This window comes from Rhodanobacter sp. UC4437_H4 (genome assembly GCF_052978425.1).
Genome location: NZ_CM129673.1, coordinates 1,890,351 through 1,915,650, shown reverse-complemented (window position 1 = coordinate 1,915,650; position 25,300 = coordinate 1,890,351). Strand labels below are relative to the sequence as shown.

At 69.7% G+C, this 25,300-nt stretch carries 26 protein-coding genes; 16 read left to right on the top strand and 10 right to left on the bottom strand.

Translation table 11 applies throughout. The annotated features are described in order from the left end of the window. The first annotated feature begins 346 nt into the window (after nt 1-346). From ACVCL3_RS08920 to ACVCL3_RS08900, 5 genes are all read left to right on the top strand, one after another. Nucleotides 347-547 carry a hypothetical protein gene (locus ACVCL3_RS08920; protein WP_395116088.1) on the top strand — a complete coding sequence of 67 codons (201 nt, stop codon included), beginning with the start codon at nt 347-349 and terminating at the stop codon, nt 545-547. 73 nt (nt 548-620) lie between these two features. Next, the gene (locus ACVCL3_RS08915) at nt 621-2,252 is read left to right on the top strand and encodes a carboxylesterase/lipase family protein (RefSeq protein ID WP_447101039.1); all 1,632 of its coding nucleotides are present in this window, start codon (nt 621-623) and stop codon (nt 2,250-2,252) included. Nucleotides 2,253-2,345: 93 nt separating this feature from the next. Continuing rightward, nucleotides 2,346-4,535: a M3 family metallopeptidase gene (locus ACVCL3_RS08910; RefSeq protein WP_447097393.1), complete on the top strand. Its 2,190-nt coding sequence runs from the start codon at nt 2,346-2,348 to the stop codon at nt 4,533-4,535. Nucleotides 4,536-4,699: 164 nt separating this feature from the next. Continuing rightward, entirely contained in the window at nt 4,700-6,466 is a 1,767-nt protein-coding gene (locus ACVCL3_RS08905; protein ID WP_447101038.1) for a sensor domain-containing diguanylate cyclase, read from the top strand. Next, the gene (locus ACVCL3_RS08900; RefSeq protein ID WP_447101037.1) at nt 6,463-6,942 is read left to right on the top strand and encodes a YbaN family protein; all 480 of its coding nucleotides are present in this window, start codon (nt 6,463-6,465) and stop codon (nt 6,940-6,942) included. Before ACVCL3_RS08905 ends, ACVCL3_RS08900 begins: the two co-directional genes overlap by 4 nt. 48 nt (nt 6,943-6,990) lie before the next feature. On the opposite strand, the gene ACVCL3_RS08895 is transcribed toward ACVCL3_RS08900, so the two are convergent. After that, nucleotides 6,991-7,680 carry a murein L,D-transpeptidase catalytic domain family protein gene (locus ACVCL3_RS08895; protein ID WP_395116098.1) on the bottom strand — a complete coding sequence of 230 codons (690 nt, stop codon included), beginning with the start codon at nt 7,678-7,680 and terminating at the stop codon, nt 6,991-6,993. A 148-nt stretch (nt 7,681-7,828) separates the two neighbouring features. Here ACVCL3_RS08895 and ACVCL3_RS08890 point away from each other — a divergent pair, with 148 nt between their 5' ends. Both ACVCL3_RS08890 and ACVCL3_RS08885 read left to right on the top strand, forming a co-directional pair. After that, nucleotides 7,829-9,523, top strand: coding sequence for a L,D-transpeptidase family protein (locus ACVCL3_RS08890; protein WP_395116100.1), 1,695 nt, complete (start codon nt 7,829-7,831; stop codon nt 9,521-9,523). A gap of 318 nt (nt 9,524-9,841) precedes the next feature. Next, the gene (locus ACVCL3_RS08885) at nt 9,842-10,087 is read left to right on the top strand and encodes a hypothetical protein (protein ID WP_395116102.1); all 246 of its coding nucleotides are present in this window, start codon (nt 9,842-9,844) and stop codon (nt 10,085-10,087) included. Here the strand turns inward: ACVCL3_RS08885 and tsaA are convergent. Then, a complete protein-coding gene (gene tsaA, locus ACVCL3_RS08880) occupies nt 10,082-10,645 on the bottom strand; it encodes a tRNA (N6-threonylcarbamoyladenosine(37)-N6)-methyltransferase TrmO (RefSeq protein WP_447101036.1) in 564 nt (187 codons plus the stop codon). The two genes, ACVCL3_RS08885 and tsaA, sit on opposite strands and share 6 nt — an antisense overlap. Before the next feature lie 45 nt (nt 10,646-10,690). On the opposite strand from tsaA, the gene ACVCL3_RS08875 reads away from it, so the two are divergent. Next, nucleotides 10,691-11,065: a YciI family protein gene (locus ACVCL3_RS08875; protein ID WP_447101035.1), complete on the top strand. Its 375-nt coding sequence runs from the start codon at nt 10,691-10,693 to the stop codon at nt 11,063-11,065. Then, entirely contained in the window at nt 11,065-11,784 is a 720-nt protein-coding gene (locus ACVCL3_RS08870; protein WP_447097387.1) for an HAD family hydrolase, read from the top strand. The genes ACVCL3_RS08875 and ACVCL3_RS08870 overlap by 1 nt, the downstream gene beginning before the upstream one ends. A 46-nt stretch (nt 11,785-11,830) precedes the next feature. On the opposite strand, the gene ACVCL3_RS08865 is transcribed toward ACVCL3_RS08870, so the two are convergent. Together ACVCL3_RS08865 and ACVCL3_RS08860 are read right to left on the bottom strand one after the other, a co-directional pair. Next, nucleotides 11,831-12,085: a hypothetical protein gene (locus ACVCL3_RS08865; RefSeq protein WP_395116110.1), complete on the bottom strand. Its 255-nt coding sequence runs from the start codon at nt 12,083-12,085 to the stop codon at nt 11,831-11,833. Between the two features lie 79 nt (nt 12,086-12,164). Further along, nucleotides 12,165-14,153 carry a winged helix-turn-helix domain-containing tetratricopeptide repeat protein gene (locus tag ACVCL3_RS08860; RefSeq protein WP_447101034.1) on the bottom strand — a complete coding sequence of 663 codons (1,989 nt, stop codon included), beginning with the start codon at nt 14,151-14,153 and terminating at the stop codon, nt 12,165-12,167. Between the two features lie 286 nt (nt 14,154-14,439). Between ACVCL3_RS08860 and ACVCL3_RS08855 the strand changes: the two genes are divergently transcribed. The 3 genes from ACVCL3_RS08855 (at nt 14,440) to ACVCL3_RS08845 (ending at nt 16,314) form a co-directional block, all read left to right on the top strand. After that, nucleotides 14,440-15,471: a hypothetical protein gene (locus ACVCL3_RS08855; RefSeq protein WP_447097384.1), complete on the top strand. Its 1,032-nt coding sequence runs from the start codon at nt 14,440-14,442 to the stop codon at nt 15,469-15,471. Between the two features lie 139 nt (nt 15,472-15,610). Then, on the top strand, nt 15,611-16,069 hold the full coding sequence (locus ACVCL3_RS08850; protein WP_447101513.1) for a putative toxin-antitoxin system toxin component, PIN family: 459 nt from the start codon (nt 15,611-15,613) through the stop codon (nt 16,067-16,069). Nucleotides 16,070-16,125: 56 nt separating this feature from the next. Beyond that, a complete protein-coding gene (locus tag ACVCL3_RS08845; protein ID WP_395116116.1) occupies nt 16,126-16,314 on the top strand; it encodes a CPXCG motif-containing cysteine-rich protein in 189 nt (62 codons plus the stop codon). 85 nt (nt 16,315-16,399) lie between these two features. Here ACVCL3_RS08845 and pncA read toward each other — a convergent pair whose 3' ends face one another. Further along, on the bottom strand, nt 16,400-17,029 hold the full coding sequence (gene pncA, locus ACVCL3_RS08840; protein WP_447101033.1) for a bifunctional nicotinamidase/pyrazinamidase: 630 nt from the start codon (nt 17,027-17,029) through the stop codon (nt 16,400-16,402). A 108-nt stretch (nt 17,030-17,137) separates the two neighbouring features. Between pncA and ACVCL3_RS08835 the strand changes: the two genes are divergently transcribed. After that, complete coding sequence (locus ACVCL3_RS08835) at nt 17,138-17,509, top strand: hypothetical protein (protein ID WP_447101032.1); 372 nt, start codon at nt 17,138-17,140, stop codon at nt 17,507-17,509. Nucleotides 17,510-18,214: 705 nt separating this feature from the next. After that, nucleotides 18,215-18,823, top strand: a complete 609-nt coding sequence (locus tag ACVCL3_RS08830) for a hypothetical protein (RefSeq protein WP_447101031.1) — start codon at nt 18,215-18,217, stop codon at nt 18,821-18,823. Between the two features lie 223 nt (nt 18,824-19,046). Here the strand turns inward: ACVCL3_RS08830 and cls are convergent, their stop codons facing one another. The 4 genes from cls to ACVCL3_RS08810 form a co-directional block, all read right to left on the bottom strand. Beyond that, nucleotides 19,047-20,438: a cardiolipin synthase gene (cls, locus tag ACVCL3_RS08825; protein WP_447097382.1), complete on the bottom strand. Its 1,392-nt coding sequence runs from the start codon at nt 20,436-20,438 to the stop codon at nt 19,047-19,049. Nucleotides 20,439-20,456: 18 nt separating this feature from the next. Beyond that, nucleotides 20,457-21,824: an FAD/NAD(P)-binding protein gene (locus ACVCL3_RS08820; RefSeq protein ID WP_447101030.1), complete on the bottom strand. Its 1,368-nt coding sequence runs from the start codon at nt 21,822-21,824 to the stop codon at nt 20,457-20,459. Nucleotides 21,825-21,856: 32 nt separating this feature from the next. Then, nucleotides 21,857-22,435 (bottom strand): cysteine dioxygenase, encoded by a 579-nt coding sequence (locus ACVCL3_RS08815; RefSeq protein WP_395116154.1) that lies wholly within the window; start codon nt 22,433-22,435, stop codon nt 21,857-21,859. 227 nt (nt 22,436-22,662) lie between these two features. Further along, nucleotides 22,663-23,319 carry an energy transducer TonB gene (locus ACVCL3_RS08810; protein WP_395116156.1) on the bottom strand — a complete coding sequence of 219 codons (657 nt, stop codon included), beginning with the start codon at nt 23,317-23,319 and terminating at the stop codon, nt 22,663-22,665. 239 nt (nt 23,320-23,558) lie between these two features. On the opposite strand from ACVCL3_RS08810, the gene ACVCL3_RS08805 reads away from it, so the two are divergent. Both ACVCL3_RS08805 and trhA read left to right on the top strand, forming a co-directional pair. Further along, nucleotides 23,559-23,987, top strand: coding sequence for a hypothetical protein (locus ACVCL3_RS08805; protein WP_447099492.1), 429 nt, complete (start codon nt 23,559-23,561; stop codon nt 23,985-23,987). Nucleotides 23,988-24,081: 94 nt separating this feature from the next. Next, complete coding sequence (gene trhA, locus ACVCL3_RS08800) at nt 24,082-24,750, top strand: PAQR family membrane homeostasis protein TrhA (protein WP_447101029.1); 669 nt, start codon at nt 24,082-24,084, stop codon at nt 24,748-24,750. Between the two features lie 9 nt (nt 24,751-24,759). Here the strand turns inward: trhA and ACVCL3_RS08795 are convergent, their stop codons facing one another. Continuing rightward, nucleotides 24,760-25,242 (bottom strand): DUF456 domain-containing protein, encoded by a 483-nt coding sequence (locus tag ACVCL3_RS08795; RefSeq protein WP_447097378.1) that lies wholly within the window; start codon nt 25,240-25,242, stop codon nt 24,760-24,762. Nucleotides 25,243-25,300 lie beyond the last annotated feature (58 nt).

Here is a 25,300-nt window from a genome sequence, read left to right as displayed (position 1 = left end):
CCCGCAGAGGGGAGTCTGCGGGTTGGGGGTCCATCTGTGTCGGGTGCGGAGGAGGAGGGGGAGCCTCGCCGCACGGTGGGAAGCGTGTCTCACGACATGGGGATAATGTACTAAGCGGTATGTTAATGGAGTGTGACTGGCCGGTGCGCCCGTGTGCAACCTCGCGGACGCAGCGGGCTGAACCGTTGTCCGGCCGCACGGGCGACGCTGTCCGCGGACAGCCGTCCGCAGCGGCAATCGACATCAAACATAAAGTAAATCAAAAGCTTGGAACAAATTTTCGGGTTGGCACGGCGATTGCTCTATGGACAGCACAGGGACTTTCTGTTCAATCGGAGAACGCGTCATGAAATTCGAATCCATCTTTCTGACCATGCTGTTCGTTGCCTGCTCCAGCGTCTGCGTGCTGGTGATGGGGGCAATGCTGGCCGCCAGCCCGTCGTCGTCGCAGCAGGCCAGCGCGCGCCGTGCCGCACCCGCGGTCGCCGTGCAGGCCGATTGCGCCAAGCCGGTTGCGATGGATGTGTGCGGCGCGGACGAGGTCTGAGGCGCTGCGCCCAGGGATGACATCGACCAGGCCGGCGCCTAGGCTGCAAGGCAGGTATTCACGGGCCGCCACGATGTTCGATCCGACTGCATCACCCGCGCCGCGGAAGGCGCGCCTGCTCGCCAGCGTCCTCGCCGGGGTGATCGGCCTCGCCGCCTTCGCGGCTCACGCCGCTGCCCCGCTGCCTCCGCCTCGCGTGTCACTGGCCGATGGCAGGATCGAAGGCAAGCTTGCGAAGGCGAACGGCATGGCGCTGGAAGAGTTCCAGGGTATTCCGTACGCGGCGCCGCCGATCGGTCCGCTGCGCTGGAAACCGCCGCAACCCGCTCCGGCCTGGAGCGGCGTGCGCCAGGCGACGCGCTTCGGCCCGCGCTGCATGCAGCTGCCGCTGTTCGGCGACATGCGGTTCCGCTCCGCCGGCATGGGCGAGGACTGTCTCTACCTCAACGTGTGGAAGCCTGCAGGCGCAACCGCCAGGCTGCCTGTGTTGGTGTATTTCTTCGGCGGCGGGTTCGTTGCCGGCGACGGCTCGGAGCCGCGCTACGACGGCGCCAGCCTGGCCAGCCGCGGCATCGTCACGGTGACGGTGAACTATCGCCTGGGCGTATTCGGCTTCTTCGCCACTCCGGCCCTCGCCGCCGAATCGCCGCAGCACGCGGCGGGCAACTACGGCTTGCTCGACCAGGTCGCCGCGCTGCGCTGGGTGCGCGACAACATTGCCGCTTTCGGCGGCGACCCGGCGCAGGTGACGATCGCCGGCGAGTCGGCCGGTTCGATCGCGGTGAGCGCGCTGATGACCTCGCCGCTGTCGCGCGGGCTGTTTGCCCGCGCGATCGGCGAAAGCGGCGCCCTGATCGCGCCGATCGCGCCGGTGCCGCTGGCGACGATGGAGCGCCGCGGCGAGGCGTTCGCGCAGCGTCTCGGCGCCGACTCGCTGACCGCGCTGCGTGCGCTGCCGGCCGACCGCCTGCTGCAGGCCACGCGCGAGCAGCACGGCGACGCCGACGCGAATCTCGACGGCTGGTTCCTGCGCGAGCCGCCCGCGGCCACCATGGCCCGCGGCGGGCAGGCGCCGGTGCCGCTGCTGCTGGGGAGCAATTCGCAGGAGGACCATTACACCGCGATCCTGAAAGATCAGCCGCCGACCCCGGCCAATTACCGCGCAGCGCTGAGGCGGCTGTTCGGCACGCAGGCGGCGCACGCACTGGCGCTGTACCCCGGCGACGACGCGACGCAGGTGAAATCCTCCGCCACCGCGCTGGCCGGCGACATGTTCATCGCGCACACCACCTGGCGCTGGATGGACCTGCAGCTCCGCCACGGCGGCGCGCCGGTGTATTTCTATTATTTCGACCAGCCGCGCCCGGCCAAGCTGGCGCCGGCGCCGGGTGAAACGCCCGATCCCGGCGCCGTGCACAGCGGCGAGATCGAGTACGCGCTGGGCAACCTGGCGGGCAATCCGGTCTACGCGTGGACGGCTGCCGACCGCGCCGCGTCCGCCACGATGGAAGGCTACTTTGCACAGTTCATCAAGACCGGCGATCCCAACGGCGCGGACCTGCCGCCCTGGCCCGCGGTGCGCGAATCCGCTGGCGGACTGCTGCGCCAAGTGATTGCGGCGCATTGCCGTACCGAGGTCGACCACGGGGCGGCGCGGCAAGCGTTCCTGCAGGCTTTCTTCGCCACGCATGCGGACCCGTTGTAGCGGATCTCGCGGTGTTCACCCATGGCTTTAGTCATGGGTGCGTGGCGCAGGCTTTGGGTAGGATCGGGGTTCCCCCACGTCGAGCAGACCTTGATGAAGCCCACCCTTTCCCTGGCGATGACGATCGCGTTGACCAGCTCCATGGCGGCCTATGCCGACACCGCGGCGGACAAGCAGCACGCCGGCGCACACGCCTCCCACGCGGCGGCTGCCGACGTCCGCGCCAATCCGTTCTTCGCCGAAAGCACGCTGCCGCTGCACTACCCCGCGTTCGACAGGATCAAGGACAGCGACTACGCGCCCGCGTTCGACCGCGGCATGGCCGAGCAGCTGCGTGAAGTGGCGGCGATCAGCGCCAACCCCGCTGCGCCGACCTTCGACAACACCATCATCGCGCTGGAGAAATCCGGCGACGTGCTGCAGCGCACCTCGACCGTGTTCTTCAGCCTGTCCGGGGTCGAGAACAACGATGCGCTGAAGAAGCTGCAGGCCGAGTACGCGCCGAAGCTGGCCGCGCACCGCGACGCGATCACGCTGGACCCGGCGCTCTTCGCGCGCATCCAGAAGCTGTACGACGCGCGCGCCAGCCTGGGCCTGGACGCGCAGGGCGTGCGGCTGATCGAGCGCTACCACACCGATTTCGTGCGGGCCGGCGCCAGGCTGTCCGACGCCGACAAGGCGCACCTGAAGCAGATCAACGGCGAGCTGGCCAGGCTCGGCACCAAGTTCACCCAGAACGTGCTGGCCGAGGTCAACGACTCGGCGCTGGTGGTGGACAGCCGCGCCGAACTGGCCGGCCTCACCGACGCCCAGATCGACGCCGCGGCCGCCGCCGCCAAGGCGAAGGGGCTCGATGGCAAGTACGTGATCGCCCTGCTCAACACCACCGGCCAGCCGCCGCTGGCGCAGTTGGAGAACCGCGCGCTGCGCGAGCGCCTGTACAAGGCCTCGATTACCCGCGGCAGCCGCGGCAACGCGTACGACAACACCGCGATCGTGTCGCAGGTGATGAAGCTGCGTGCGGAGAAGGCGGGCATGCTCGGCTACCCGACCTGGGCTGCCTACGTGCTGGCCGACCAGACCGCGAAAACGCCGGAAGCGGTCAACGCCATGCTCGGCAAGCTGGCGCCGGCGGCAGTCGCCAACGCCAGGCGCGAAGGCGTCGCGTTGCAGGCGATGATCGACAAGGAACAGGCGGCGAAGGGCCAGCCCACGTTCGCGCTGCAGCCGTGGGATTGGGCCTACTACACGGAGAAGGTCCGCGCCGACAAATACAATTTCGACGAGAGCCAGCTCAAGCCCTACTTCGAGATGAAGAACGTGCTGGAGAACGGCGTGTTCTACGCCGCCGGCCAGCTCTACGGACTCAAGTTCAAGCAGCGCACCGACCTGCCGGTCTACAACCCCGACGTGCTGGTGTACGACGTCTACAATGAAGACGGCAGCCAGCTGGCGATCTTCCTGGCCGACATGTACGCGCGCCCGTCCAAGCGCGGCGGTGCCTGGATGAACTCCTACGTGGACCAGTCCGGGCTCACCGGCAACCTGCCGGTGGTAGCCAACCACCTCAACATCACCAAGCCGACCAGCGGCCCGACCCTGCTGACCTGGGACGAGGTGACCACGGCGTTCCACGAGTTCGGCCACGCATTGCACGGCATGTTCTCCAACGTGAAGTACCCGCGCTTCAGCGGTACCAGCGTGCCGCGCGACTTCGTCGAGTTCCCCTCGCAGGTGAACGAGATGTGGGCCGACTGGCCCAGCGTGCTGGCCAACTACGCCAGGCACTACCAGACCGGCGCGCCGATGCCCAAGGCGCTGCTGGACAAGGTGCTGGCCACCTCGAAGTTCAACCAGGGCTTTGCCACCACCGAGTATCTGGGCGCGGCGATGCTCGACCAGAGCTGGCACCAGCTCGGCGCGGACAAGATCCCCGACGCCGGCGGCGTGATGGCGTTCGAGGCGGCCGCGCTGAAGGCCAACGGCACCGATTACGCGCCGGTGCCGCCGCGCTACCGCACGCCGTACTTCAGCCACATCATGGGCGGCTATGCGGCCGGCTACTACGCCTACATCTGGTCCGAGGTGCTGGATGCGAACACGGTCGAGTGGATCAAGAGCCACGGCGGCCTGACCCGGGCCAACGGCGACCGCTTCCGCGCGACCCTGCTGTCGCAGGGCGGCAGCAAGGATGCACTGCAGCTGTTCCGCGATTTCGCCGGCCACGAGCCGCGGATCGAACCGCTGCTGGAGCGTCGCGGACTGGACGGCAGCGCCGAGTGACCGGCGTCGCCTGAGGGCGGCATGACGAAGCCGCCCGGAGCGATCCGGGCGGCTTTTTCGTGGCGGCAGCGGCCGAAACTGCGGTCGCGTGCGTGGCCGATTCAGATGCGGACTGCTACGGTGGCCACACGATGTGCTGACCCGCGAGCCGATTGCCGCCCCGTATGTCCGCTGCCTCCCACCACGCTGACGAAACGCTGCGCCTGGCGACGCTGCGCGCCATGGGTGCGCTGGATACTCGCGCCGAGCCGCTGTTCGATGCGCTCGTGCGCAGCGCTGCGGCGGCGAGCGGGCGGGCGCTGGCGCTGATCGTGCTGGTCGATGCCGACGGCCGCGGGCTCGCCGTGCATGGGCCGGCGGCGGATATCGACGAGCCGAGCGTGCTGCGGGTGCTGGCCAAGGCGAGTTCCGGCGTGCTGGCGATTCCCGACGCACGGCTCGATCCGCGCTGCGCCGACGATCCTCTGGTTGCCGGCGCGGCGGGCATCCGTTGCTTCGTTGCCGTGCCGATCAGACCGGGCGAGAGCGCGAAGGCGGGCGCATTGTGCGTGCTCGATCGCGTGCCGGGTACGCTCGACGAGCGGCAACACGAGACGCTGCGGCAACTGGCCCGCGCGGTGGCACAGGTGCTGGAAACGCGGCCGATCGCGCACCGGAACAAGCCCGCACCGGTCGGCGCGGCACCGTCGCTGCGGCAGCCGCCGGAGTCGGCCCGCGAGACGGAACCGAAGCGGCGCACCCACGCAGCGCTGCTCGAACGCACCGGATGCCTGCTCGGCGCCGGCGGCTGGGAGCTGGACCTGGCCACCAAGGCGATCACCTGGTCGGACCAGACCTGCCGCCTGCACGACGTGCCGCCGGGTTTCCACCCGAGCCTGGAAGAAGCGGTGAGCTTCTACGATGCGGGGGCGCGGCCGGTGATCGACGCGGCCGTGCGCAAGAGCATCGACACCGGCGAGGGATGGGATCTGCAACTGCCACTGACCACCGCCACTGGCCGGAGGATCTGGGTGCGCGCGGTCGGCATCGTGGAACGCGCCGAGGATGGCACCCCGCTGCGGCTGGCCGGCGCTTTCCAGGACATCACCCTGCAGCGGCGCGCGATCGCGGCGTTGGAGGCCAGCGACCGCCGCTACCGCAAGCTGTTCCAGTACAGCCCCGGCCTGATCTGCACGCACGACCACGAGGGCGTGCTGCTGTCGGTGAACCCGGCGGCGGCCAAGTCGCTGGGCTATTCGGTGGGCGAGATGATCGGCCGCCCGCTGACCGATTTCATGTGCGCCGAACAGCGCCCGCGGTTCGCCGAATATCTGCTGCGCATCATGCGCAAGGACAGCGACACGGGCATGCTGCAGGTGATCGCCAAGGACGGCAGCGAACACGTTTGGCAGTACCACAACGTGCTGGACGACGACGTCGAAGGCGACGATCCCTACGTGCTGGGCCATGCGCTGGACGTCACCGAGCGCTTCCGCCAGGAGAGCCAGTTGCGCGAGTGGTCGATCCACGACGCACTGACCGGTTGCTTCAATCGCCGCTACCTGGCCGAGCTGACGGCCGGCCCGGCCGCGGGCTGGGGCTGCATCGTGTTCGACCTGGACCATTTCAAGCAGGTCAACGACACCCATGGCCACGCGCGCGGCGATGAGGTGCTGGTGGCCATGGCGACGTTCCTGCGCAACCATGTGCGGCCGCAGGATGCAGTGATCCGCCTCGGCGGCGACGAGTTCCTGGTGTTGCTGCGCGGTGCCGGCGAGGAGCTGACGCAAGGCGTGGTCGACCGGCTCGATGCCGATCGCGCCGCTGCGCCGATCGGCTTCACCATGGGCGCGACCACGGTGGTGCCGGGCGCCTCGCTGGAAGCCGCGCTGGGCGAAGCCGACCGGCGTCTGTACAAGGCCCGCGAAGGCCGGCCGAAGCGCGCAACGTGAAGTCGTCCGATCGCGGGCAGCCGGCGGAACAGGGCGGTGGACACGACCCGCACCCCGCGCATCCCCGCCACACCGGTCTGGTGCGCTGGCTGCTGCTCATCGCCGGCGGAGTGGCGTTGTTGCTGGGGCTGATCGGCCTGATGCTGCCGGTGATGCCGACCGTGCCGTTCCTGCTGCTGACGGCCGCGTGCTGGTCGCGCGCCTCGCCGCGCTGGCATCGCTGGCTGCTCTCGCTGCCCCGGTTGGGTCCGGCGATCGCGCGGTGGGAGCGCGAGCGCAGCATTTCGCGGCGCGCGCGCTGGATGGCGCTGGGCCTGGTCACGCTGTCGATGGCCGGCACGATCTGGTGGTTCCGCGGGCACGCCTGGTTGCCGTGGCTGCTGGCCGCGCTGGTGGTGCTGCTGTGGCTGCTGATCCTGCGCCTGCCGGTGACGCCGGACGAGGGTGGCGCGAGCCTGCGGCAGACTCGCGAGTGAGAGGTTGCCCGCCGCGCGCTCCGCGGGGAGGGCAACCGTGCGGATGGATCAGGGCGCGCCGAGCGCGGGCGTCATCGCCAGTCCGCCGCTGCACTTCAGGTAGGGCGAGGCGCCCAGCCACCTGGCATCGGGATAATAGGAGAACACGTACTGGCCGCCCTTGAGCGCGTCGATCAGCGGTCGCGCGATCGCGCTGCGCACCGCCGGGCAACCGTAGCTGCGACCGATGCGGCCTTGCTCGCGGGCCAGTGCCGGGTTGACGTAGGCCGCACCGTGGATCACCAGCGCGCGCGCCAGTGCGCGGTCGTTGGTACCCGGCTCCAGCCCTTGCAGGCGCAGCGAGTAGCCGTTGCGGCCGGCGTAGGTGTCCAGCGTGCGGAACAGGCCCAGGCTGGATTGCCGGCTTTCCGGCGCGTTGGAGAACCTGCTCGCCAGGTTCTCGCCGGTGTTGCGCCCGTGCGCCACCAGTTCCTGATACAGCAGCTTGCGCCGGGCCAGGTCGAACACCCACAGCCGCGGCTCGGTGGATGGCCGGGAATAGTCGATCACCGCCAGTCGCGCGGGCGGCGGCTGGCCTTGCGCCGCAGCGCAGTCGGTGGCCGCCAGCGCCAGCGCGATCACCTGCGGATTTGCCTGCGGCGCGAGTTTGCTGAGCGTGTCGCGCAGTGTCGGCGCGGTCGCGTGCGCCGTACCACAGAGCGGCAGCAGCAGGATGGCAAGGAGGCGCAGTCGACTCATCGGGACGGCTTGGGCTTGGGGCGCGAACAGGCGTCGATGCTAGCAGTCGATCGTTAAGAACCTGTCCCGTGCGACCGGTCGCCGCGCCCGCCTGCGCCGGCCGGCGGTTGTGCTATGACTGGTCGCATCCTCCCGCACAGGACTTTCCATGTCGTCCGGCTTTTCCCGCGCCGTTTGCGCTGCCGCCTTGCTGGGCTGGCTGGCGGTCGCCGCGGCGCCTGCACAGCCGGCCGCAGTCGAGTCGGTCGGCATGGAACAAGCCGTGGCCCCGCTGCCGGGCCCGGTGGCCGAGCAGATCCGCGAACGGATCGAGCAATGGCGCGTCGCGCAGGCCGATGGCGCGACGGCCGCGGCGCCGGTCGCCGCGGTGGCGGCGTTCTACGAGCAGAACCGGTTCGCGCCGGCATGGACGCGACCGGACGACCTCGACCAGTTGCTGGCCGCGCTGCGCGGCATGGCCGCCGACGGCCTCGACCCGCAGGACTACGCGCTGGACGAACTGCAACGTCGGCGCCACGTGCTGGACGACCCGCAGGCCACCGCGCAGCAACGCGCGCAGTTCGACCTGCTGGCCACCGACGCCTGTTTCACCGCGTTGCTGCACCTGTATCGCGGCAAGGTCGATCCGGCCACGCTGGACACGCACTGGAACTTCGACCCGCGCCAGCTCGATCGGGCGCGGGGCCTGCAGGCGGTGCGCGAGGCGCTGGCGCAGGGCACGATCGGCGAGCTGTTCGCGCGGGCGCGGCCGCAGCACCCGTACTACGCCCAGCTGCGTGCGGCGCTGGCGAAGTTGCGCGGGGTGGCGGCGCAGGGCGGCTGGCCCGTGATCGCCGACGGCCCCACGCTGAAACCGGGCAGCCACGATCCGCGCGTGCCGACGCTGCGCGAGCGCCTGCAACGGGTCGGCTTTGCGGTGGGCGAGGGCATGGATGACCTGTACGCCCCGGCGCTGGAAGCTGCGCTGAAACAATTCCAGCGCGAACATTACCTCGCCGCGGACGGCCACCTGGGCAAGGCCACCCTGGCCGCGTTGAACGTGCCGGTCACCACGCGCATCGAGCAGCTGCGCGCGAACCTGGAGCGCGCGCGCTGGCTGCTGCACCAGCTGCAGGGCGAGTTCGTGGTGGTCGACATCGCCGGCTACCAGGTCGCCTACTACAAGGACGGCAAGCCGGTATGGCGTTCGCGCGTGCAGGTGGGCAAGCCGTATCGCAGCACGCCGGTGTTCAAGTCGAAGATCACCTACCTCACGCTCAACCCGACCTGGACGGTGCCGCCGACCATCCTGAAGAACGACATCCTGCCGAAGCTGCGCAGGAACCCGGGCTACCTCGCCGCCAACCGCATCCGCGTGCTGGACAGCCAGGGCCGCGAGCTGTCGCCGGCCAGCGTGAACTGGGCCAACCCGCGCGGCATCGTGCTGCGCCAGGACGCCGGTCCGGGCAATTCGCTGGGCCGGCTGGTGATCCGCTTCCCCAACGACTACGCGGTGTACATGCACGACACGCCGCACCAGGAACTGTTCGCCAGCGAGCAGCGCACGTACAGCTCCGGCTGCATCCGGGTGGAACATCCGCGCGAACTGGCCGAGCTGCTGCTGGACGATCCGGTGCAGTGGAATCGCGCGGGCATCGACCGCGCGATCGACACGCTGAAGACGCAGACCGTGATGCTGCCCAGGCCGGTGCCGCTGCTGCTGGCGTACTGGACGGTGGACCTGCGCGAGGACGGCCGGGTCGGCTTCCGCCCCGACGTGTACCGGCGCGACCCGCCACTGCTCGCCGCGCTGGCGCGCCCGCGCGTGTCGCCGTGGTTGCCGGCGGCCGCGACGCCGCCTTGAGGCACCTCGAGATCCCTCGAACGTCCGTCATCCCGGCTTTCGCTGGAGTGACGGGCAAAAGCCGAGCTGTTCGAGGCTCCCCGGAACGAAAAAAAAGCCGCGCCGACGGGGGTGCCGGGCGCGGCCAAGGTCTGAACCGATCCACTGCCAATGCATCGGGCGCCGGCGACGGAGCGAGCCGCGCCGGCCCGGGCAGTTTGCCGGGCGCAGGTCTCACCGGCTGGGATTGCCCTGATCCCGGTCAGGGCGCCGGGCCGTGCCGGCCGCCATCATCGCCACCGGCGGATGTGCCGCCTCTCAACCCTGGAGACCGTACCGATGCTGTTTCAAGTGAAGGATCTTGCCGGTGACACCGGCGCCATCGCCGCCATCCTGCGTGCCCATGACGCCAACGCGCAGGTCACCGGCGATCCCGTCGCGGGACAGATCGACGTGGCGGCGCAGTTGACCTCCGGCCAGGTCATCACCGCCCTGCAGGAGGCCGGTTACGAGGCCAGCCGCGTGTCCGAGCCGCGGCAGATCCACGTCAGCGGCGGCAGCACCTGCTGCGGCAGCTGCTCATGAGCCGCTGACGTCCCCGCCGCGCGGCCGCGTGCGCGGCTTGCGCGGCCCCGGCGCGGAATGCCGGCCCTGCGCCGCGTCGATCGCGTCGATCCAGCCCGCGCGTGAACCCGGAAACGCATCCGCGTACGGCACGTACGGCTTGATGTCGAGGATCGGCGTGCCGTCCAGCAGGTCGACGCCGCGCACGCGCAACGCGCCTTCCTCCACCGCCACCAGCTCCACTGCCGACAGCCCGATCGCATTCGGTCGGTGTGGCGAGCGCGTGGCCAGCACGCTGCGCTTGCCACCGCCGCGCGGCGGGCGCACCTCGGCCTTCCAGCCCTCGCTGCGGTGGAACGCGAACAGCAGCCAGATCCGCTCGAAGCCGGCCAGGTCGCGCCAGGCTGCCGCCGGAAAATCCGCCACGAACGCGATCACCGCGTCGGCTGCGGCCCCGCTTTCGGTGCCGGCCACCACGGTGGGCTGGTGCGGCGCGTCGATGCGCTGCGCGTAGGGCGAACGCACGAAGGCGATCGGTCGGCAGGACAATTCGCTGAAGGTATCGGCGCGGGTGTTCATTGCGGCATTATCCCTCTTCGCCCCGCCTTCCCCGCCGAGGACGCCATGAAATATCTCGTGATGATCTATTGCGACGACCAGCTGCTGGACGCGCTGCCCGAGGGCGAGTTCGACAGCCGCATGAAAAGCTGTTTCGGCAAGGCCGACGCGTTGCGCGCGCAGGGGCAGTTGCTCGATTCGCAGCAGCTGGAAGCGCCGGGGACCGCGCGCACCGTGCGCGTGCGCGACGGCCGCACCAGCGTGGTCGATGGTCCGTATGCGGAGACCAAGGAATACCTGGGCGGCTTCAACCTGATCGAGGCGGCCGACATGGACGAGGCGGTGCGCATCGCGCAGTCGTTCCCGTGGTCGCAAACCGGCGCCATCGAGATCCGTCCGGTGCGCGACATGGATGCGGTACGCACGCGGGTGGGCGCCTGATGCTGCAACTGGTCGGCTTCGACGGCGACGACACGCTGTGGCACAGCGAGGGCTACTACCGCCAGGCCGGCGAGGCGTTCGCGGCGATCATGGCGCGCTACGTGGACGTGGCCGATCGCGATGTGCACGAGCGCATGCTGGCTACCGAGCAGCGCAACCTCAAGCTGTTCGGCTACGGCGCCAAGGGCATGGCGTTGTCGATGGTGGAAACCGCCATTGCGGTCTCGGACGGGCGCATCGGCGCGGCCGACATCCACGCCTTGATCGAGCTGGGCAAGACCGTGCTGCAGCATCCGGTGGAACTGCTGCCGGGCATTCGCGCCGCGGTCGAGGCGGTGGCGCAGCAGTACGAGGTGGTGCTGATCACCAAGGGCGACCTGTTCCACCAGGAGAAGAAGGTGGCGCAATCGGGCCTGGCCGACCTGTTTCGCCGCATCGAGATCGTCTCTGAGAAGGACGCCGCCGCCTACCGCCGCGTGCTCGGCGAGTTCGACCTGCAGCCGGCGCAGTTCGCGATGGTCGGCAACTCGCTGCGCTCGGACATCGAGCCGGTATTGCGCCTGGGCGGCTGGGGCGTGCACATGCCCTACCACGTGACCTGGGCGCACGAACTGGAAAACGGCCTGGCTGCCGACGAGCCGCGCATGCTCACCGTCGATGCGCCCGCGGCCATCCCCGCCGCGGTGGAACGGCTGCGCGCCCTGGCCGCCGCGGCGTAGGGCGGGCACCGTCCGCCGTCCACCGCCACGAGCCGGTCCGGCCCGCCTAATCGTCGAAGCCGGTGTAGTCCTCAGGAAAGATCGGCGTGCCGTCCGCCTCCAGTCCCGTCATGTCGGCCAGCGCCTTCGCCGCGGCGGCTTCGGCCACGTCCTTGTCGCGGAAGCTGCGGTTCTCGCAGATCGCGTAATACACCGGAAAGCCGTGGCGGCGCGGCGTGATCGCCAGCCACGCCGCGTAGCGCGAGCCTTCCAGGGTGGCGCCGGAGCGGGCCAGGTAGTCGTCGAACGCGCGCTCGGCCATGGTCGTCGGTTCCGCTCGGAAAGCCCGCATTGTATCGGCTGGGTCCGGGTTTGCCGCCGATCCCGGCGCTTCCTGCGCCTCAGCGGTTGCGCGTGCCGTTCGCGGCGCGGATCTGGTCGATGCTCAACGCTTCGCTTTCGCCCGGGGGCGGCAGGCCGATCCTTTCGCAGAAGGCGATGAAGCGCGGATCGTCGCGCAGGTTCAGGATGAACGGATCGGTCGGCAGGAACAGCAGATCGGCGGCCGAAGCATGCTGCAACCATTCCACGGCGTGGCCGGCATCGCCGCGCAAGGCGTAGATCTGCGCGATCAGATGCGGATCGGCGTTCGCCTCGGCCTTGCCGGCGAGGGCGTTCGCCAGCGCGGTGTCCGCGGCGGCGCGATCCGGCCCGATCTGGGCCGCCAGCGCCGTGTACGGGTCGCGGTACTTCGCGGGCATTTGCAGCGCGCTGCCCATGGCCTTGACCGCGTCGCCACGCGCCAGGGCAACCGCCATGCGCAGGAACAAGGATGAATAGCGCCAGTGCGCGTTCGTCTGCGGCAGGCTTTCGGCGGTGCCAAGGTATTTCTCCGCTTCGTCCAGCCGGCCGGACGCCAGCAACAGCTTCGCGTACTGCTGGTAATTGATGATGTACAGCGGTTCGATTGAAAGCAGATGCTGCCTCGACCGGATTGCCTCGCGCAGTTTCCCGACCTGGGCAAACACATAACCGCAGCCATTGAGGACGGTCCCGTCCTCCGGCGCCAGTTGCACGGCGCGACGGCATTCGGCCAGGGCGCCGCGATGGTCGAAGCTGTAGACCATCAGGTAGGCGCGGGCCGCGTGGGCCGCCCCCAGCCCGGGCGCCAATTGCAACGCCTGGTCCGCTGCGCGCCTTGCCTCGTTCATGTGCTGGCGGGCGGCCTCGGCGGGTTCGTTCGAGAACGTGGCGACGGTGCTCAGCGATCCCGACAGGTGTGCCCATGCCATCGCATAGCCGGGGTCGAGTTGCACGGCCTTGGCCATGTATTCGGATGCCCGGCGGAAATCCTCGTCGTGCCAATGCTTCAGGCCCTGCAGATAGGCGTTGTAGGCTTCGATGCTGCCGCTGGGCGGCCGGTCGTCATGCCTGACGGATTCGCCGGGCGACAGCAGCTTCACCTGCAACGCACCGATGACCGCGGACGCGATTTCGTCCTGCAGGGCAAACAGGTTCCGGTACGGGCGATCGTAGTGCTCGGCCCACAGCGTGCTGCCGTCGGCGGCCCTGGTCAGCGCGGCGTTGATGCGCACGACGTCGCCCACGTGCTGCACGCTGCCGCTGAGCAGGTAGGACACACCCAGCTTGCGGCCGATGGTGCGGCTGTCGTCCCTGCTGCCGCGGAACTGGAAAGCGGAATCGCGACCGATCACCTTCAGCCCGCCGAAGCGGGAAAGGGAGTTGATCAGGCTTTCCGACAAGCCGTCGGAAAAGAACTGCTGTCCCTTGTCGTTGCTCGCGTTGACCAGCGGCAGCACCGCGATACTGCGCTCCGGCGCCGGCTTCGGCGCGCTCGGCGCATGCGGCCACCACTGCCAGCCGGCCACCGCGAGCAGCGCCAGCAGCGGCAGCAGCCACCACATGGCGCGCGGCATGCCGTGCCGGTCGCCGGCGCGCCGCCGGGCCACCGGAGGATGTGACGCGGCGGGCGGCACCGGCACCGGCACCGGCATCGTCGGCGCTTGCGACGCGGGGACCGGGACGGCCCGTGACGGCGCGTCGGGCGTGGCTTCGGGAAGGTCGAAGCGGTAGCCCACGCCATGCACGGTGTGCAGGTAGCGCGCCACTTTCGCGTCCTCGCCAAGCGCATGCCGCAGCAGGGTCATCAGCCGGTTCAGCACCCCGGGGGTGACGTGGCGGTGGCCCCAGACCGCGTCGAGTATCTCGTCGCGGGTGAAGACCCGGCCGGGCGTGCCGGCGAGCAGCGCCAGCACGGCGAAGGCCTTCGGTTCCAGCGGCTGCCCGATGCCCCCGCGCAACAGACGCCGGCCGGCGAAGTCGATCGTGCAGTCGTCGAAGGCGAGCGGGGCGGGCGTTGACGGGTCCATGGCGTCCTGTGGCGGGTAGCGCACGAGAGTGGACGAAAACGGGTGCTGCGGGCGACCCCAATGTTTTCCCAAGGAATCCAAGCAAAGTCCAGTCTTTCCCGAGCGGCCGCCTCAAGACCCGCCGCGCCACACCCCCGAAGCTGGGCGCGCCGGCCCTCGCCGGCACGCTCGCGTGCAGTCGCGATGCCCGCGCCTGCACAGGGTGAGCGACGCGTCGCCATGGCGCAACCAGTCCGCGGGGAAGGGTTTTCTCCGCGGTCGTCCACACCCATGCAAGGAGAGACCCATGAACCGCAAGTACCCACAGTGCGCACTGGCCATCGCCGCCATCCTGTCCGCCAATGTCTACGCGCAGCACTACGGCGCGTGGAGCAACGCGCAGCTTGCGCCCGGCATCAACACCGCGGCCGCCGAAGGCTGTCCGATCGAGTCGCCGGACGGGGACAACCTGTACTTCATGTCCACCCGCAATGGCGGCCTGGACAACTGGCGCGCAACGTGGAATGTCGCGATGCGCAGCTGGGACCACGTCACCAACCTCGGCGCACCGGCGAATTCGCCCACGGCCGCCGACTACTGTCCCACGCCGTTGCCCGGCAAGTGGCTGCTGTTCGTCAGCTCGCGGCAGAACGCCGAGGATTGCACCGGCTGCAAGGCGATGCCGCCGCCGCCGCCCGGCAGCCCGCCGGCCGGCGACATCTTTCTGACCCGCGAGAATCCCGCGCACGGCTGGGCGACGCCGGTGGATCTGGGCGGCTATGCGGACGGTGGCCCGAACACCAAGGGTTCGGAATACAGCCCGTCGGTAGTGAAAACCGCCCAGGGTACCTTCCTGTACTTCTCCAGCGACGGCTATCCGGACAGCAAGGGCCATGACATCTACATGAGCCGCCAGCGTGCCGACGGCAGCTTCGGGCCCGGCGTGCGCGTGGCCGAGCTGAGTACCGATGCCGCCGACCTGATGCCCAACGTGCGCAGGGACGGGCTGGAAATCGTGTTCAGCAGCAACCGGGCCAGCGCCGATCCGCGCAACCAGGACATCTGGTACGCCACGCGCCCGAACACCGCTTCGCCATGGACGGTGCGCGGCCGGATCGAGAATCCCGCGGTCAACACGGCGGACGGCGCGGAAACCCGCGCCACGCTGTCCAGCGACGGCACCCGCCTGTACTTCGGCCGCAAGCACTTCGCCCAGGTGCCGGCCGACCCGGGCGATGTCTACGTCAGCACGCGCGTCAGGTTGACGTGGGGACGCGGCCACGACGAGCACCACGGGCGCGGCCGGTCCCACGATCACCACGGACACGGCACGCACTGAACCCTGCGTCGGCGGGACGGAACATGCGGTCGCGGCGGTGGTCGTCGCCGCGACCGCATGCGCAGCCGGAGCCCGCTCGTCCGTGTCGCGGGGGAGGCATCACGTGCATCGCGTGACCCGCTTGCCGCATCATGTGCCGATGATCGCCGCATTCCCGAACGTGCCCCGTGTGGTGCTCGACACCAACGTGTGCCTGGACATCTTCCTGTTCCACGATGCGCAGTCCGCCGCGCTGCACGTGGCGATGCGCGAGGGCCGCATCCAGGCGGTGACGCGCGCCGACTGCCGCGCCGAATGGCTGCGCGTGCTGCACTATCCGCAGGTGCCGCTCACCGCCGAAGCACGGCCCGGCGTCGAGGCCGCGTTCGATGCCCTGGTGCACTGCCTGCCCGACGATCAGGCCACGGCGTCGCCCGAGATGCCGCTTCCGCGCTGCGGGGATACGGACGATCAGAAATTCCTGGAACTGGCACAGGCCGCGGGTGCGCGCTGGCTGGTCAGCAAGGACAACGAGTTGCTGAAGCTGGCCCCGCGCTGCAAGCGCGACGCGCTGTTCTGGATCGGCCTGCCGCAGGCGTGGTCGTTGCGCCACGCTTGACGATCGCGTCACCCGGAGCCGTGCTTCACTGGCCCGGCCACCCGCGGAGACACGTCATGCTCACGCCCCACACCATCGACTGCCCGTACTGCGGGGAGCCCGTCGAAATCCTGCTCGACGCATCGATCCCCAGCCAGCAATACATCGAGGACTGCCAGGTATGCTGCCGCCCGATCACGCTGACGGTGGACGTGGACGACGACGGCGCGATCGCGGTGCGCGCCCGCGGCGAGAACGACGCCTGAGCGAACTTCATGCCAGCGCGCTCTTCGCGCGATGCTCTTGCGAACCCCGAATCCGTGGGAAGAGCATCGCGCACAGGGTGCGCTCCTACAGGGCGTCGATGTCCTGCGCGAGCAACGCGGCGCGGGTGGCTTCGTCGCTGGCCGGGGTGACCGGGCGGGTGAGCTCCCACAGCATGCGCGCGCGAAAGCCCAGCGCCACGGCGTCCTGCGCGGTCCACAGCACGCACACGTCGCGCGCCAGTCCGCACACCACCACCTCGTCCACGCCGCGCTCGCGCAGCCAGCCGGCCAGGCCGGTGCCGGGGCGCGTGCCTTGCGGGCCGTGGTTTTCGCGAAAGCCGCTGTAGGAATCCACGCCCGGGTCGCTGCCCTTGCGGATCACCGCGTCCAGCGCCGACCAGTCCACCTGCGGATGCAGCGCGGCGCCCGCCGTGCCCTGCACGCAGTGATCCGGCCACAGGGTCTGCGGCTGGCCATGCAGGGTGATCTCGTCGAACGGCGCACGGCCCGGATGCGAGCTGGCGAACGACGCGTGGCCGCGTGGATGCCAGTCCTGCGTGGCCACCACATGGCGATAGCGGCGCGCGCGCAGCAGCGCGTCGATCCCGTCGATGATCGCGTCGCCGTCGTGGCAGGCCAGCGCTCCGCCGGGCATGAAGTCGGGCTGCACGTCGACCACGATCAGGGCCGTCGTGGCGGAAACGGCGTGAGTCATGCAGACTGCTCCGGACAGGTGGAGCGGCAGTCTAGCGTGCGCGCGCGGCAGGCGGACACGCGCGCGGCATCCCGAAGGGGCAGCGCAGTGCATTACGACCAATCATGGATGGGCAGTGGCATCGTCGGCGGCCTGCAGGCCGGCGCGATCTCGGCAGCGGCCGGGCTACTGCTGTTCCTGGCGCTGCACTGGCTGGGCCGACGCCGCGGCTGGAGCGCCGCGCGCAAGATCGGCTGGGCGTTCCTGCTGGCGTGCGTGCTCACCGTCAGCGGCGACCTGTGGGACATGTTCTATCTCAACTACGCCAACCTGCAGTCGCTCGCCCTGCTGCAAGCGGTGCTGGCCGGCATGCACGATCCGGAGCACCTCGGCCTGCGCGTGCTGTGCGAGTTGCTCGGCGTGTCGCTGGGCATCGGCGTGGGGTACGCATCGTGCGGTGGGGATCGACGCAGCCGTGGCGGCAGCGACGCACGGACGTGATGGCGAGTTGACCGTCTTTCTCCGGGTGGCGAGCCTCGCTCTCGCGCGGTGAACTCAAGCCGTCGGCTGCACCCGATTTGCAAGTGATCGACGCGCCGATGGCACTCATCATCCGGGAGTCGCCTCCGTGCGCCGGTGCGTGACGCCAGCGCCATCGCATCGCCGTCCGGGAGAATTTCATGCCGACTTCAGCGCCAGTCCTGGCCAGGATCGCCTAGAGCGACAGCATGGTTGACCCGTAGCATGGCGCCCGGTTCGTCGGTGCGTCGGGAGCGCACTCCATGCGCATCCAATGCGTGATGAACCAGGCCACGGGGGGCCTTTGCTGGAGGGGAACATGAATACTTGCGCACGCAAATCGCGTCCGCGATGCGCCAGCCTGTCGCTGTTGACGCCCGGATGCAGTCTGCCGCGCTATGCGGCACCGACAAAGGCCCGGAAAAAGGCACCGGCACCCGCCGCGACTGCCTTGCGCACCACCAGCTTGTTGCCGACGGTACGGCATCAGCAGGCCCGCCCACTCAAGCCGAGCGGGCGCCCGCCGCAATCGTCGTCGAAGGCTCACCTGTACACCGACTACGGTCGCCCGGAGCGCAATCCGTCGGCTTCGCTGCGCATGAGCGTGGCGGCCGCCGCCACCCATGATGTCAACGCGTTTGCGTCGGCCGGCGGCAGCAGCCTGGTCATCATTACTACGGACTGGAGTTGTTCCTCGAGCATCCGTTTGACGGCAAGTGGTTCGGCAAAGTTGACTACCTGTTCTCGCGCAACTACGGCAACAGCGAGGGCCAGGTGCGTTCGGATATCGGTCAGGTGGACGTATCCGCCACGGTGGACTGGGATTATGCGCAGGTCATGGAGTACGCCAACGGCGAACTCTCCAACAGTCGTCGCCATCAGATCAAGGCGTATGGCTCCTACCAGCTGACGCCTGAGTGGATGTTGTCCGGCAACCTGGCCATCATTTCCGGTGCGCCGCGCAGTTGTCTTGGCATGTACGGCCTGGACGAGACCAACCCGGGACTTGGCTACGGCGCCTATTACCACTGGTGTGCCGGCAAGGTGTCGCGACCGGGCGACGCCGGCCACAACCCGTGGCAGTACACCGTCAGCCTGAGCGCCGAATACCGACCCTTGTGGGCCGACAAGAAGCTGGGCTTCAACGTGATGGTCTACAACTTGCTCAACAATCGGGTAACCACGCAGACCGACCCGTTCTACGGCGCGACCGGTGGCGAATACACCACCTACCGCATGGCAGTATCCCAGTCCCAGCCTCGTTACGTGCGCCTTGGCGTCAGTTACGACTTCTGACCGCGCGTGGCGCCGGCAGCATGGCTTGGCGGTATCGACAGGCCCGGCGCGTCGGACACTCCTCGGGAGCCCATGGAAAGGCGCTCCCGACACTCACGGTACGAAATGCACGTCAAGCGCGGGTTGCCGCGACAGGCCACCCGGCCCGGAGACTTTCCCCGAGGCTAAGCCGGCACAGGATGTGCCGGCTTCTTTTTCCGGTCGCGCGACGCTGCAGCCGCTCCTACAGCAACGGATCGAACAGCCGCGCCACGTGCATCGCGACGCGGCGAAGATACGACGCGTCGCGATACTCGCGCTCGTCGATCGCCACGGCACGACTGAAGTCCGTGCGCAGCATCGCTTCGACTTCGCCGGCGAACGCCCCGTCGACGACCAGCGCGCCGACTTCGAAGTTGAGTCGGAACGAGCGGCTGTCCAGATTCAGGCTGCCGATCGCGGCGGCATCGTCATCGATCAGCAGCGCCTTCTGGTGCAGGAAGCCCGGCTGGTAGCGGAACATGCCGATGCCGGCGCGCACCGCGTGGTAGGCGTGCAGGGTGGAGGCGAGGAACACGGTGTGGTGATCCGGTCGCGACGGGATCAGCACGCGCACATCGACCCCGCGCAGCACCGCCAGCTGCAATGCCGCGCGCACCGCGTGGTCGGGCACGAAGTACGGCGTGCTCAGCCACAGTCGCCGGCGTGCGGCGTGGATCGCCGCGGTGAAGAACAGCGAGCCGGTTTCCAGGCGGTCGGCGGGCCCGGCTGCGACCACCAGCGCGCTGGCGCGGCCTTCGTCCTGCGGTGCGTCCAGCAGCGGCGGCAGTTGCCCGGTGATCCATTGCCAGTCGTCGGCGAACACCTGCTGCAGGTCGGCCACCGCCGGCCCGCACAGTTCCAGCATGGTGTCGCGCCACGGCGACAGCGGCGGCTTGCGGCCCAGGTATTCATCGCCGGCGTTGAGGCCGCCGACGAAGCCGCGTGCGCCGTCGACCACCACGATCTTGCGATGGTTGCGGAAGTTGAGCTGGAAGCGGTTGCGCAGGCGATGCGTGGCGAAGCGGTGGATCGCCACGCCGCCCTCGCGCAGCGCCTGCACGTAGCGGCGCGGCAGCGCATGGCTGCCGACGCCGTCGAACAGCACGCACACTTGCACGCCGGCGGCCGCGCGCTGCAGCAGCACCTGCTGCAGGCGCCGGCCCAGCGCGTCGTCGTGGATCACGAAAAACTGCACCAGCAGACAATGCTCGGCCGTTGCCATCGCGGCCAGCATCGCCGCGAAGGTGCCTTCGCCGTCGATCAGCAGGCGCAGGCGATGGCCGCTGCGGAACGGCCGCCGCTGCAGCGCGCTGATCGCGGCGAAGCGTGCGCAGGCCGGCTCGACGGTCGCGGCTTCCGTGTTCGCCGTCACCGGCTGCGATGTCGGCGCGCCGTGGCCGGCGTGGTAGCCGAAGAACCGGCTGGAGCCCAGGTAGAGATAGGGCAGCAAGGTCACGTACGGCAGCAGCAACAGGCCCAGCATCCAGCCGATCGCACCCTGCGGCGTGCGTGCGTGGCGGATCGCGTGCAAGGCCGACAGCGCGCCGAGCAGATGCAGTGCGACGATGCAGGCGGTGAGGACGCTGGCAGTCATGGTGACGGCCGCGCCGGTTCAGCCGGCCAGGATCTGGTCGGCCAGGTTGCGGGCCTGCTGGCGGATTTCCGGCATCGCGGTGGATTCCCACAAGGTGCCGCGCAGCAGGCTGCCGATGGCGAACAGGTGCGGCCACGGCTGGCCGTCATGATGCAGGCGGCCATCGCGGCTGGCCACCAGGCCGAGGCCGAGCGGATCGCCGGTGACGTGGGCATTGGTGAGCAACTGGCGCACCAGTCGATGACGGCTGTGCCGCACGTCGGTGGCCAGCCCGGTGGTCTGGATCGCCAGGTCGGCGTGCTGTACCTCGCTGTGCCCGGCGTGCCGGAACTGCAACTGCAGGCCCTGACCGCTTGGCTCAGCGGCCTGCAGGCGGCCGCGTCGGCGCTGCAGGCGACCTTGCTGTTCGAGCGCGACGATGGCCTCGTGCACCTGCGGCGGCATGCGGTGGCGCGCACGTTCCCACGCCCAGCGGGCATGCCGCATGAAGCGCGCGCGCTGCTCGGGCGGCAGCTCGCCCCACAGGTCCGGCAGGTGTGGGCGCAGACTGTCGACGACAGTGCGCCACTCGATGCCATGCGGCGCGATCGCCTCCCGCAACAGGTGCATCCAGCGGCGGATCTCCGGTCCGTCGCGCATGGCATCCACCAGCTCGGCGCTGTCGCCGGCAGGCGTGCCGGCATGGGCCAGGTGCGCCTCGGGCAGCAGGCCATGGCGCGAGGTGGCGACGAAGGTGGTGTGTGGCCAGCGCGCGGAGAGTTCCAGCAACACGTCGACCGCGGTGAGCCCCAGGCCGATCACCGCCACGGTACGCGGTGGCGGCACCGCGTCGAGCTGCGCCAGCCAGGGCCACGGGTCGACGATGTAGCGACCGCTGTCCAGCGCGGCCGCGCTCACGCCCTTCAGCGGCTGCGGCGGCAGTGCACCCAGCGCCAGCACGGCGGCATCGGCGCGATGGCTGCGTTCGCCGTGGATCACGGTGACGCCGTCGCGTTCGGGCACCAGCGCATCGACCTCGAACGGCACCACGTTGACGTGATGATGGCCGCGCGCCATGCCCTGCTGCAGTGCGCGGGCCACCTCGGCCTCCAGGTAGTCGCCGTAGCGCCGGCGCGGCAGGAAATCGGTGCCGCCGATCGCCGGGTCGTCGCGCTGCACGAAATCCAGGAAGCCCTGCGGCTTGCCGGCGAACATGCCCATCGACGCGGCGCGCACGTTCAGCAGGTGGCGCTCCGAGCCGGTGCCGTAGGCCACGCCGCGCACCGATCCGCCGGCACCGGTGAACCAGTCCAGTTGCAGCGGTTGCGGCGGCTCGCGCTCCAGCAGCTCACTGAGCAGGCTGGCGGCCGCGGCGCCGCCGCCGATGATGGCGACCCGTCGAAACATGCGGTTTTCCTGTTCCCCTGGCGTGGCGTCGGTCAGGCCGGCCAGTGCCCGGCCACGGCGCAGTCGGTGGCCCGCGCGGTCCACGGCCCGGCGGGTGCGGTCTGCTCGTATGCCTGATAGTGGTTCAGTTCGCCGCCGTAGACGTGCAGGGTGAGCGCGGTCTCGTGCTGGGACAGATTGCGGCAGCGGTGCACGTGATTGGGGTCGCCCTCGAACCAGATGCCGTCGCCGGGGCCGAGCCAGTCGCGGCCCAGCGCGCGCAAGGTGCCCGAGCCCGGGTCGCGGCGCCACGACTGCACTTCCAGCGCACCGACCAGGGCCAGCTCCAGTCCCCACAGGCCGGCATGATCGTGCACCGGCGTGCAATGGTTTGCCGGCCACGCCATCACCAGCATGCTGACCGGCGGCTGGTTGCGCTGCGCCAGCTGCCAGCGACCGAGGCCCTGCCCGCGCCGCGGCAGGCGCGCCAGCCGCGCAGCGATCGCCGCGTTGTCGCGGTGCACCAGCTGCCCCAGCTCGCGTGCCATCGAAGCCAGGTCCGGGTGCGCCACGCTTGCGTGCTCCAGCGCGATCTCGCGCAACAGCTTCAAGGTTCGCCGTGGTCTGCCCATGCGGGCCTCCCAGCAGGATAAAGGGGCGCCAGTGGATCATGCGCCCGGTTAAAGTGGCGTAAGCCGGCCGGGGCGACGGGCTCCCCAATCGATCCGGCCAGGCTCGGAGTGGTCCGTGGAAATCCGGCGCGTGCCACCCACGCCCGTTATCGCAGGTTTTTCCGTTTTCCTCTCAACCGATCCGGCGCGGCTACGCTCAGAGAGATCGTGAAAACCGGCCGCCGCGGTCAGCCGCGCAGGGTGAACGTGACCGGCACGCTGGCCCAGGCGCGCGTCGCGTGCCCGTTGACGATGGCCGGCTGGAAGCGCCAGTGCGCCAGGACCTGCTCGCGGGCGCTGCGGTCGAGTTCCGCGTGGCCGCTGCTGCGCAGCACGCCGACTTCGAGCGGCTTGCCGGTCTCGTCCACCAGGACGCGCAGCACCACCGTACCCTCCAGATGCCCGCGCAAGGCATGCGCCGGGTAAGTGATGGGGTGGGCCAGGTAGGCGAGGCTGGCTTCGACCGCGGCGACGGGTGCCGGGGTGCCGCTGTCCGTTGCCGCAGCCGGCGCCGCGTCTTGCACGGGCGCGGCGAGCTGGCCGTCGGCGACTGGCATCGACGGTACACGGGCCACCACCGGATGCGGCATCACCTGCGGCGTGGGCAGCGCCTGGGGCAGCGGCTTGAGTTCCACCGGCGGCGGTGCCGGCGGCTGCGGGGACGGCGATATCAGGCGCACCAGCGCCGGCGGCGGGACGAGTCGGGGCAGGGTCGGCAGCGACACCGGCAGCGGCCGTGCGGCGATCAGGATCACGGCAAGGTTCAGTGCGATGGCCGCACTGAGCGCGGCGATGCGGGCGGGTTCCGGGCGGGCTTGGGCAAGCGGCAGGCTGATGGAAGACATGACGACCTCCTGGCTGCATGGCGGGAGCGGCAGTCACGCGGCTCGCGCCGGGGGATCGTGCTGTCGCGCCTGCAGCCTATGCCTGTTGCGCCGACGCGCGCAAGTGGACGGCTGGACGTCCATCTGCCGCCAGGCCTCGCGTACGGCGATCGGCGAACGACGCAGGTGGCATCGGGCGCAACCTCTGCGACAATCGTCCCGCGGCGACGGGCCGATTCCACGGGAGCCAAGACATGCGCATGAACATCTGGTGGGCCGCGGGTCTGCTGGCGGCGGCGTCGATGCTGTCGGTATCGACGGCGCGGGCGGGCGACATCTCGTGCAAGATGACGTTCCAGCTGTCCGGCTGGTCGGTGTTCTACAAGACTGCCAGGGGCACCGGCACGGTCCGTTGCAGCAACGGCCAGAGCCTGCAGGTGAAGCTGCGCGCCAAGGGCGGCGGGCTGACCTTCGGCAAGACGAAGATCACCGACGGCATCGGCAAGTTCACTGGCGTCAGCAACGTGCGCGACGTGCTGGGCCACTATGCCGAAGCGGTGGCGCACGCAGGCGCGGAGAAGTCGGCGGCGGCGCAGGTGCTGACCAAGGGCAATGTCTCGCTGGCGCTCAGCGGCAAGGGCGAGGGCTGGAACCTCGGCGTGGCGTTCGGCGCGTTCATCATCGAATAGCGACACCGCGCGTGCGACCCTGTGCCAAGGCATGCAGGGGCGCACGTGCGCGATCAAGGTGTGTCGGCGCACCCCGCGCCACCGGAGGTTTCCGATGTCCGCCACGTCCGGCGCAGTCATTCCCAGCTACAGCTTCGGCGATGAGCTGGCCAGCAGCATCATCCACGGGCTGGGCATCGTGCTCAGCATCGCCGGGCTGGCCACCCTGGTCGCGTTCGCGGCGCTGCACGGCAATGCGGTGGCGGTGGTCGCCTGCGCGGTGTTCGGCGCATCGCTGGTGCTGCTGTACACCGCCTCCACGCTCTACCACTCGATCCCCGCGGCGGGTGCCAAGCCCACCCTGCGCGCACTCGACCACATCGCGATCTACGTGCTGATCGCCGGCACCTACACGCCGTTTACCCTGATCGCCCTGCCGGCCACATGGGGCTGGAGCCTGTTCGCGGCGGTATGGGCGCTGGCGCTGGCCGGCAGCGTGCTGGAGCTGGGCCTGCTCAAGCGCTACCACAAGCTGGCGGTGCTGCTGTACGTGGGCATGGGCTGGATCGGGATGGTCGCGTTCAAGCCGCTCAGCGAACACCTGCAGGCCGGCGGCACCGCGCTGCTGGTGGCCGGCGGGCTGGCCTACACGCTGGGCGTGCCGTTCTACCTGTGGCGGCGGCTGCCGTTCCACCACGCGCTCTGGCACCTGTTCGTGCTGACCGGCAGCGTGCTGCATTTCCTCGCGGTGTTGCTGTACGTGATCCCCGGCCCGCAGCGCTGAGAGGCGTGTTCAGCCCAGCAGCATGGCCAGGCCGAACAGGCCGACCATCAGGAACGACAGCACCAGCTTGAGCAGCGTGCCGAACAGGAGCCCGAGCCAGGTACCCACGCCCACGTGGGTCGCGCGCAGCACGCTGTTGCCCGAGGACAACTCGCCCAGCAGCGCCCCCGCGAACGGCCCCAGGACCAGGCCGGGGATGCCGAAGAACATGCCCACCACGGTGCCGATGCCGGCGCCCCACAACGCGCGCCGGCTGGCGCCGACGCGCTTGGCGCCCAGCGCGCTGGCGACGAAATCGACGACCACCCCGACCGCGCCGATCGCGCCGATGGCCAGCAGCCACCACAGCCCGAGATGGCGGTAGCCATCCACCGCCGCCGCCAGCCAGATCCCGCCGAACACCATCGGAATGCCCGGCAGCACCGGCAACACCGAGCCGGCCAGACCGCCGAGCATCAGCAGGGCGGCGAGGATGTAGAGGGCGATTTCCATGGCGGGCTTCCGTTGGCGCGGTCACGCGGGAGTCACGGCCGCACGGCCATGGGGGTGG

What these genes read in the sequence shown, in the direction of transcription:
- ACVCL3_RS08920 (WP_395116088.1), top strand. Translation starts at nt 347, where the DNA reads ATGAAATTCGAATCCATCTTTCTGACCATGCTGTTCGTTGCCTGCTCC.
- ACVCL3_RS08915 (WP_447101039.1), top strand. Translation starts at nt 621, where the DNA reads ATGTTCGATCCGACTGCATCACCCGCGCCGCGGAAGGCGCGCCTGCTC.
- ACVCL3_RS08910 (WP_447097393.1), top strand. Translation starts at nt 2,346, where the DNA reads ATGAAGCCCACCCTTTCCCTGGCGATGACGATCGCGTTGACCAGCTCC.
- ACVCL3_RS08905 (WP_447101038.1), top strand. Translation starts at nt 4,700, where the DNA reads ATGTCCGCTGCCTCCCACCACGCTGACGAAACGCTGCGCCTGGCGACG.
- ACVCL3_RS08895 (WP_395116098.1), bottom strand. Translation starts at nt 7,680, where the DNA reads ATGAGTCGACTGCGCCTCCTTGCCATCCTGCTGCTGCCGCTCTGTGGT.
- ACVCL3_RS08890 (WP_395116100.1), top strand. Translation starts at nt 7,829, where the DNA reads ATGTCGTCCGGCTTTTCCCGCGCCGTTTGCGCTGCCGCCTTGCTGGGC.
- ACVCL3_RS08885 (WP_395116102.1), top strand. Translation starts at nt 9,842, where the DNA reads ATGCTGTTTCAAGTGAAGGATCTTGCCGGTGACACCGGCGCCATCGCC.
- tsaA (WP_447101036.1), bottom strand. Translation starts at nt 10,645, where the DNA reads ATGAACACCCGCGCCGATACCTTCAGCGAATTGTCCTGCCGACCGATC.
- ACVCL3_RS08875 (WP_447101035.1), top strand. Translation starts at nt 10,691, where the DNA reads ATGAAATATCTCGTGATGATCTATTGCGACGACCAGCTGCTGGACGCG.
- ACVCL3_RS08870 (WP_447097387.1), top strand. Translation starts at nt 11,065, where the DNA reads ATGCTGCAACTGGTCGGCTTCGACGGCGACGACACGCTGTGGCACAGC.
- ACVCL3_RS08865 (WP_395116110.1), bottom strand. Translation starts at nt 12,085, where the DNA reads ATGGCCGAGCGCGCGTTCGACGACTACCTGGCCCGCTCCGGCGCCACC.
- ACVCL3_RS08860 (WP_447101034.1), bottom strand. Translation starts at nt 14,153, where the DNA reads ATGGACCCGTCAACGCCCGCCCCGCTCGCCTTCGACGACTGCACGATC.
- ACVCL3_RS08855 (WP_447097384.1), top strand. Translation starts at nt 14,440, where the DNA reads ATGAACCGCAAGTACCCACAGTGCGCACTGGCCATCGCCGCCATCCTG.
- ACVCL3_RS08850 (WP_447101513.1), top strand. Translation starts at nt 15,611, where the DNA reads ATGATCGCCGCATTCCCGAACGTGCCCCGTGTGGTGCTCGACACCAAC.
- ACVCL3_RS08845 (WP_395116116.1), top strand. Translation starts at nt 16,126, where the DNA reads ATGCTCACGCCCCACACCATCGACTGCCCGTACTGCGGGGAGCCCGTC.
- pncA (WP_447101033.1), bottom strand. Translation starts at nt 17,029, where the DNA reads ATGACTCACGCCGTTTCCGCCACGACGGCCCTGATCGTGGTCGACGTG.
- ACVCL3_RS08835 (WP_447101032.1), top strand. Translation starts at nt 17,138, where the DNA reads ATGGGCAGTGGCATCGTCGGCGGCCTGCAGGCCGGCGCGATCTCGGCA.
- cls (WP_447097382.1), bottom strand. Translation starts at nt 20,438, where the DNA reads ATGACTGCCAGCGTCCTCACCGCCTGCATCGTCGCACTGCATCTGCTC.
- ACVCL3_RS08820 (WP_447101030.1), bottom strand. Translation starts at nt 21,824, where the DNA reads ATGTTTCGACGGGTCGCCATCATCGGCGGCGGCGCCGCGGCCGCCAGC.
- ACVCL3_RS08815 (WP_395116154.1), bottom strand. Translation starts at nt 22,435, where the DNA reads ATGGGCAGACCACGGCGAACCTTGAAGCTGTTGCGCGAGATCGCGCTG.
- ACVCL3_RS08810 (WP_395116156.1), bottom strand. Translation starts at nt 23,319, where the DNA reads ATGTCTTCCATCAGCCTGCCGCTTGCCCAAGCCCGCCCGGAACCCGCC.
- ACVCL3_RS08805 (WP_447099492.1), top strand. Translation starts at nt 23,559, where the DNA reads ATGAACATCTGGTGGGCCGCGGGTCTGCTGGCGGCGGCGTCGATGCTG.
- trhA (WP_447101029.1), top strand. Translation starts at nt 24,082, where the DNA reads ATGTCCGCCACGTCCGGCGCAGTCATTCCCAGCTACAGCTTCGGCGAT.
- ACVCL3_RS08795 (WP_447097378.1), bottom strand. Translation starts at nt 25,242, where the DNA reads ATGGAAATCGCCCTCTACATCCTCGCCGCCCTGCTGATGCTCGGCGGT.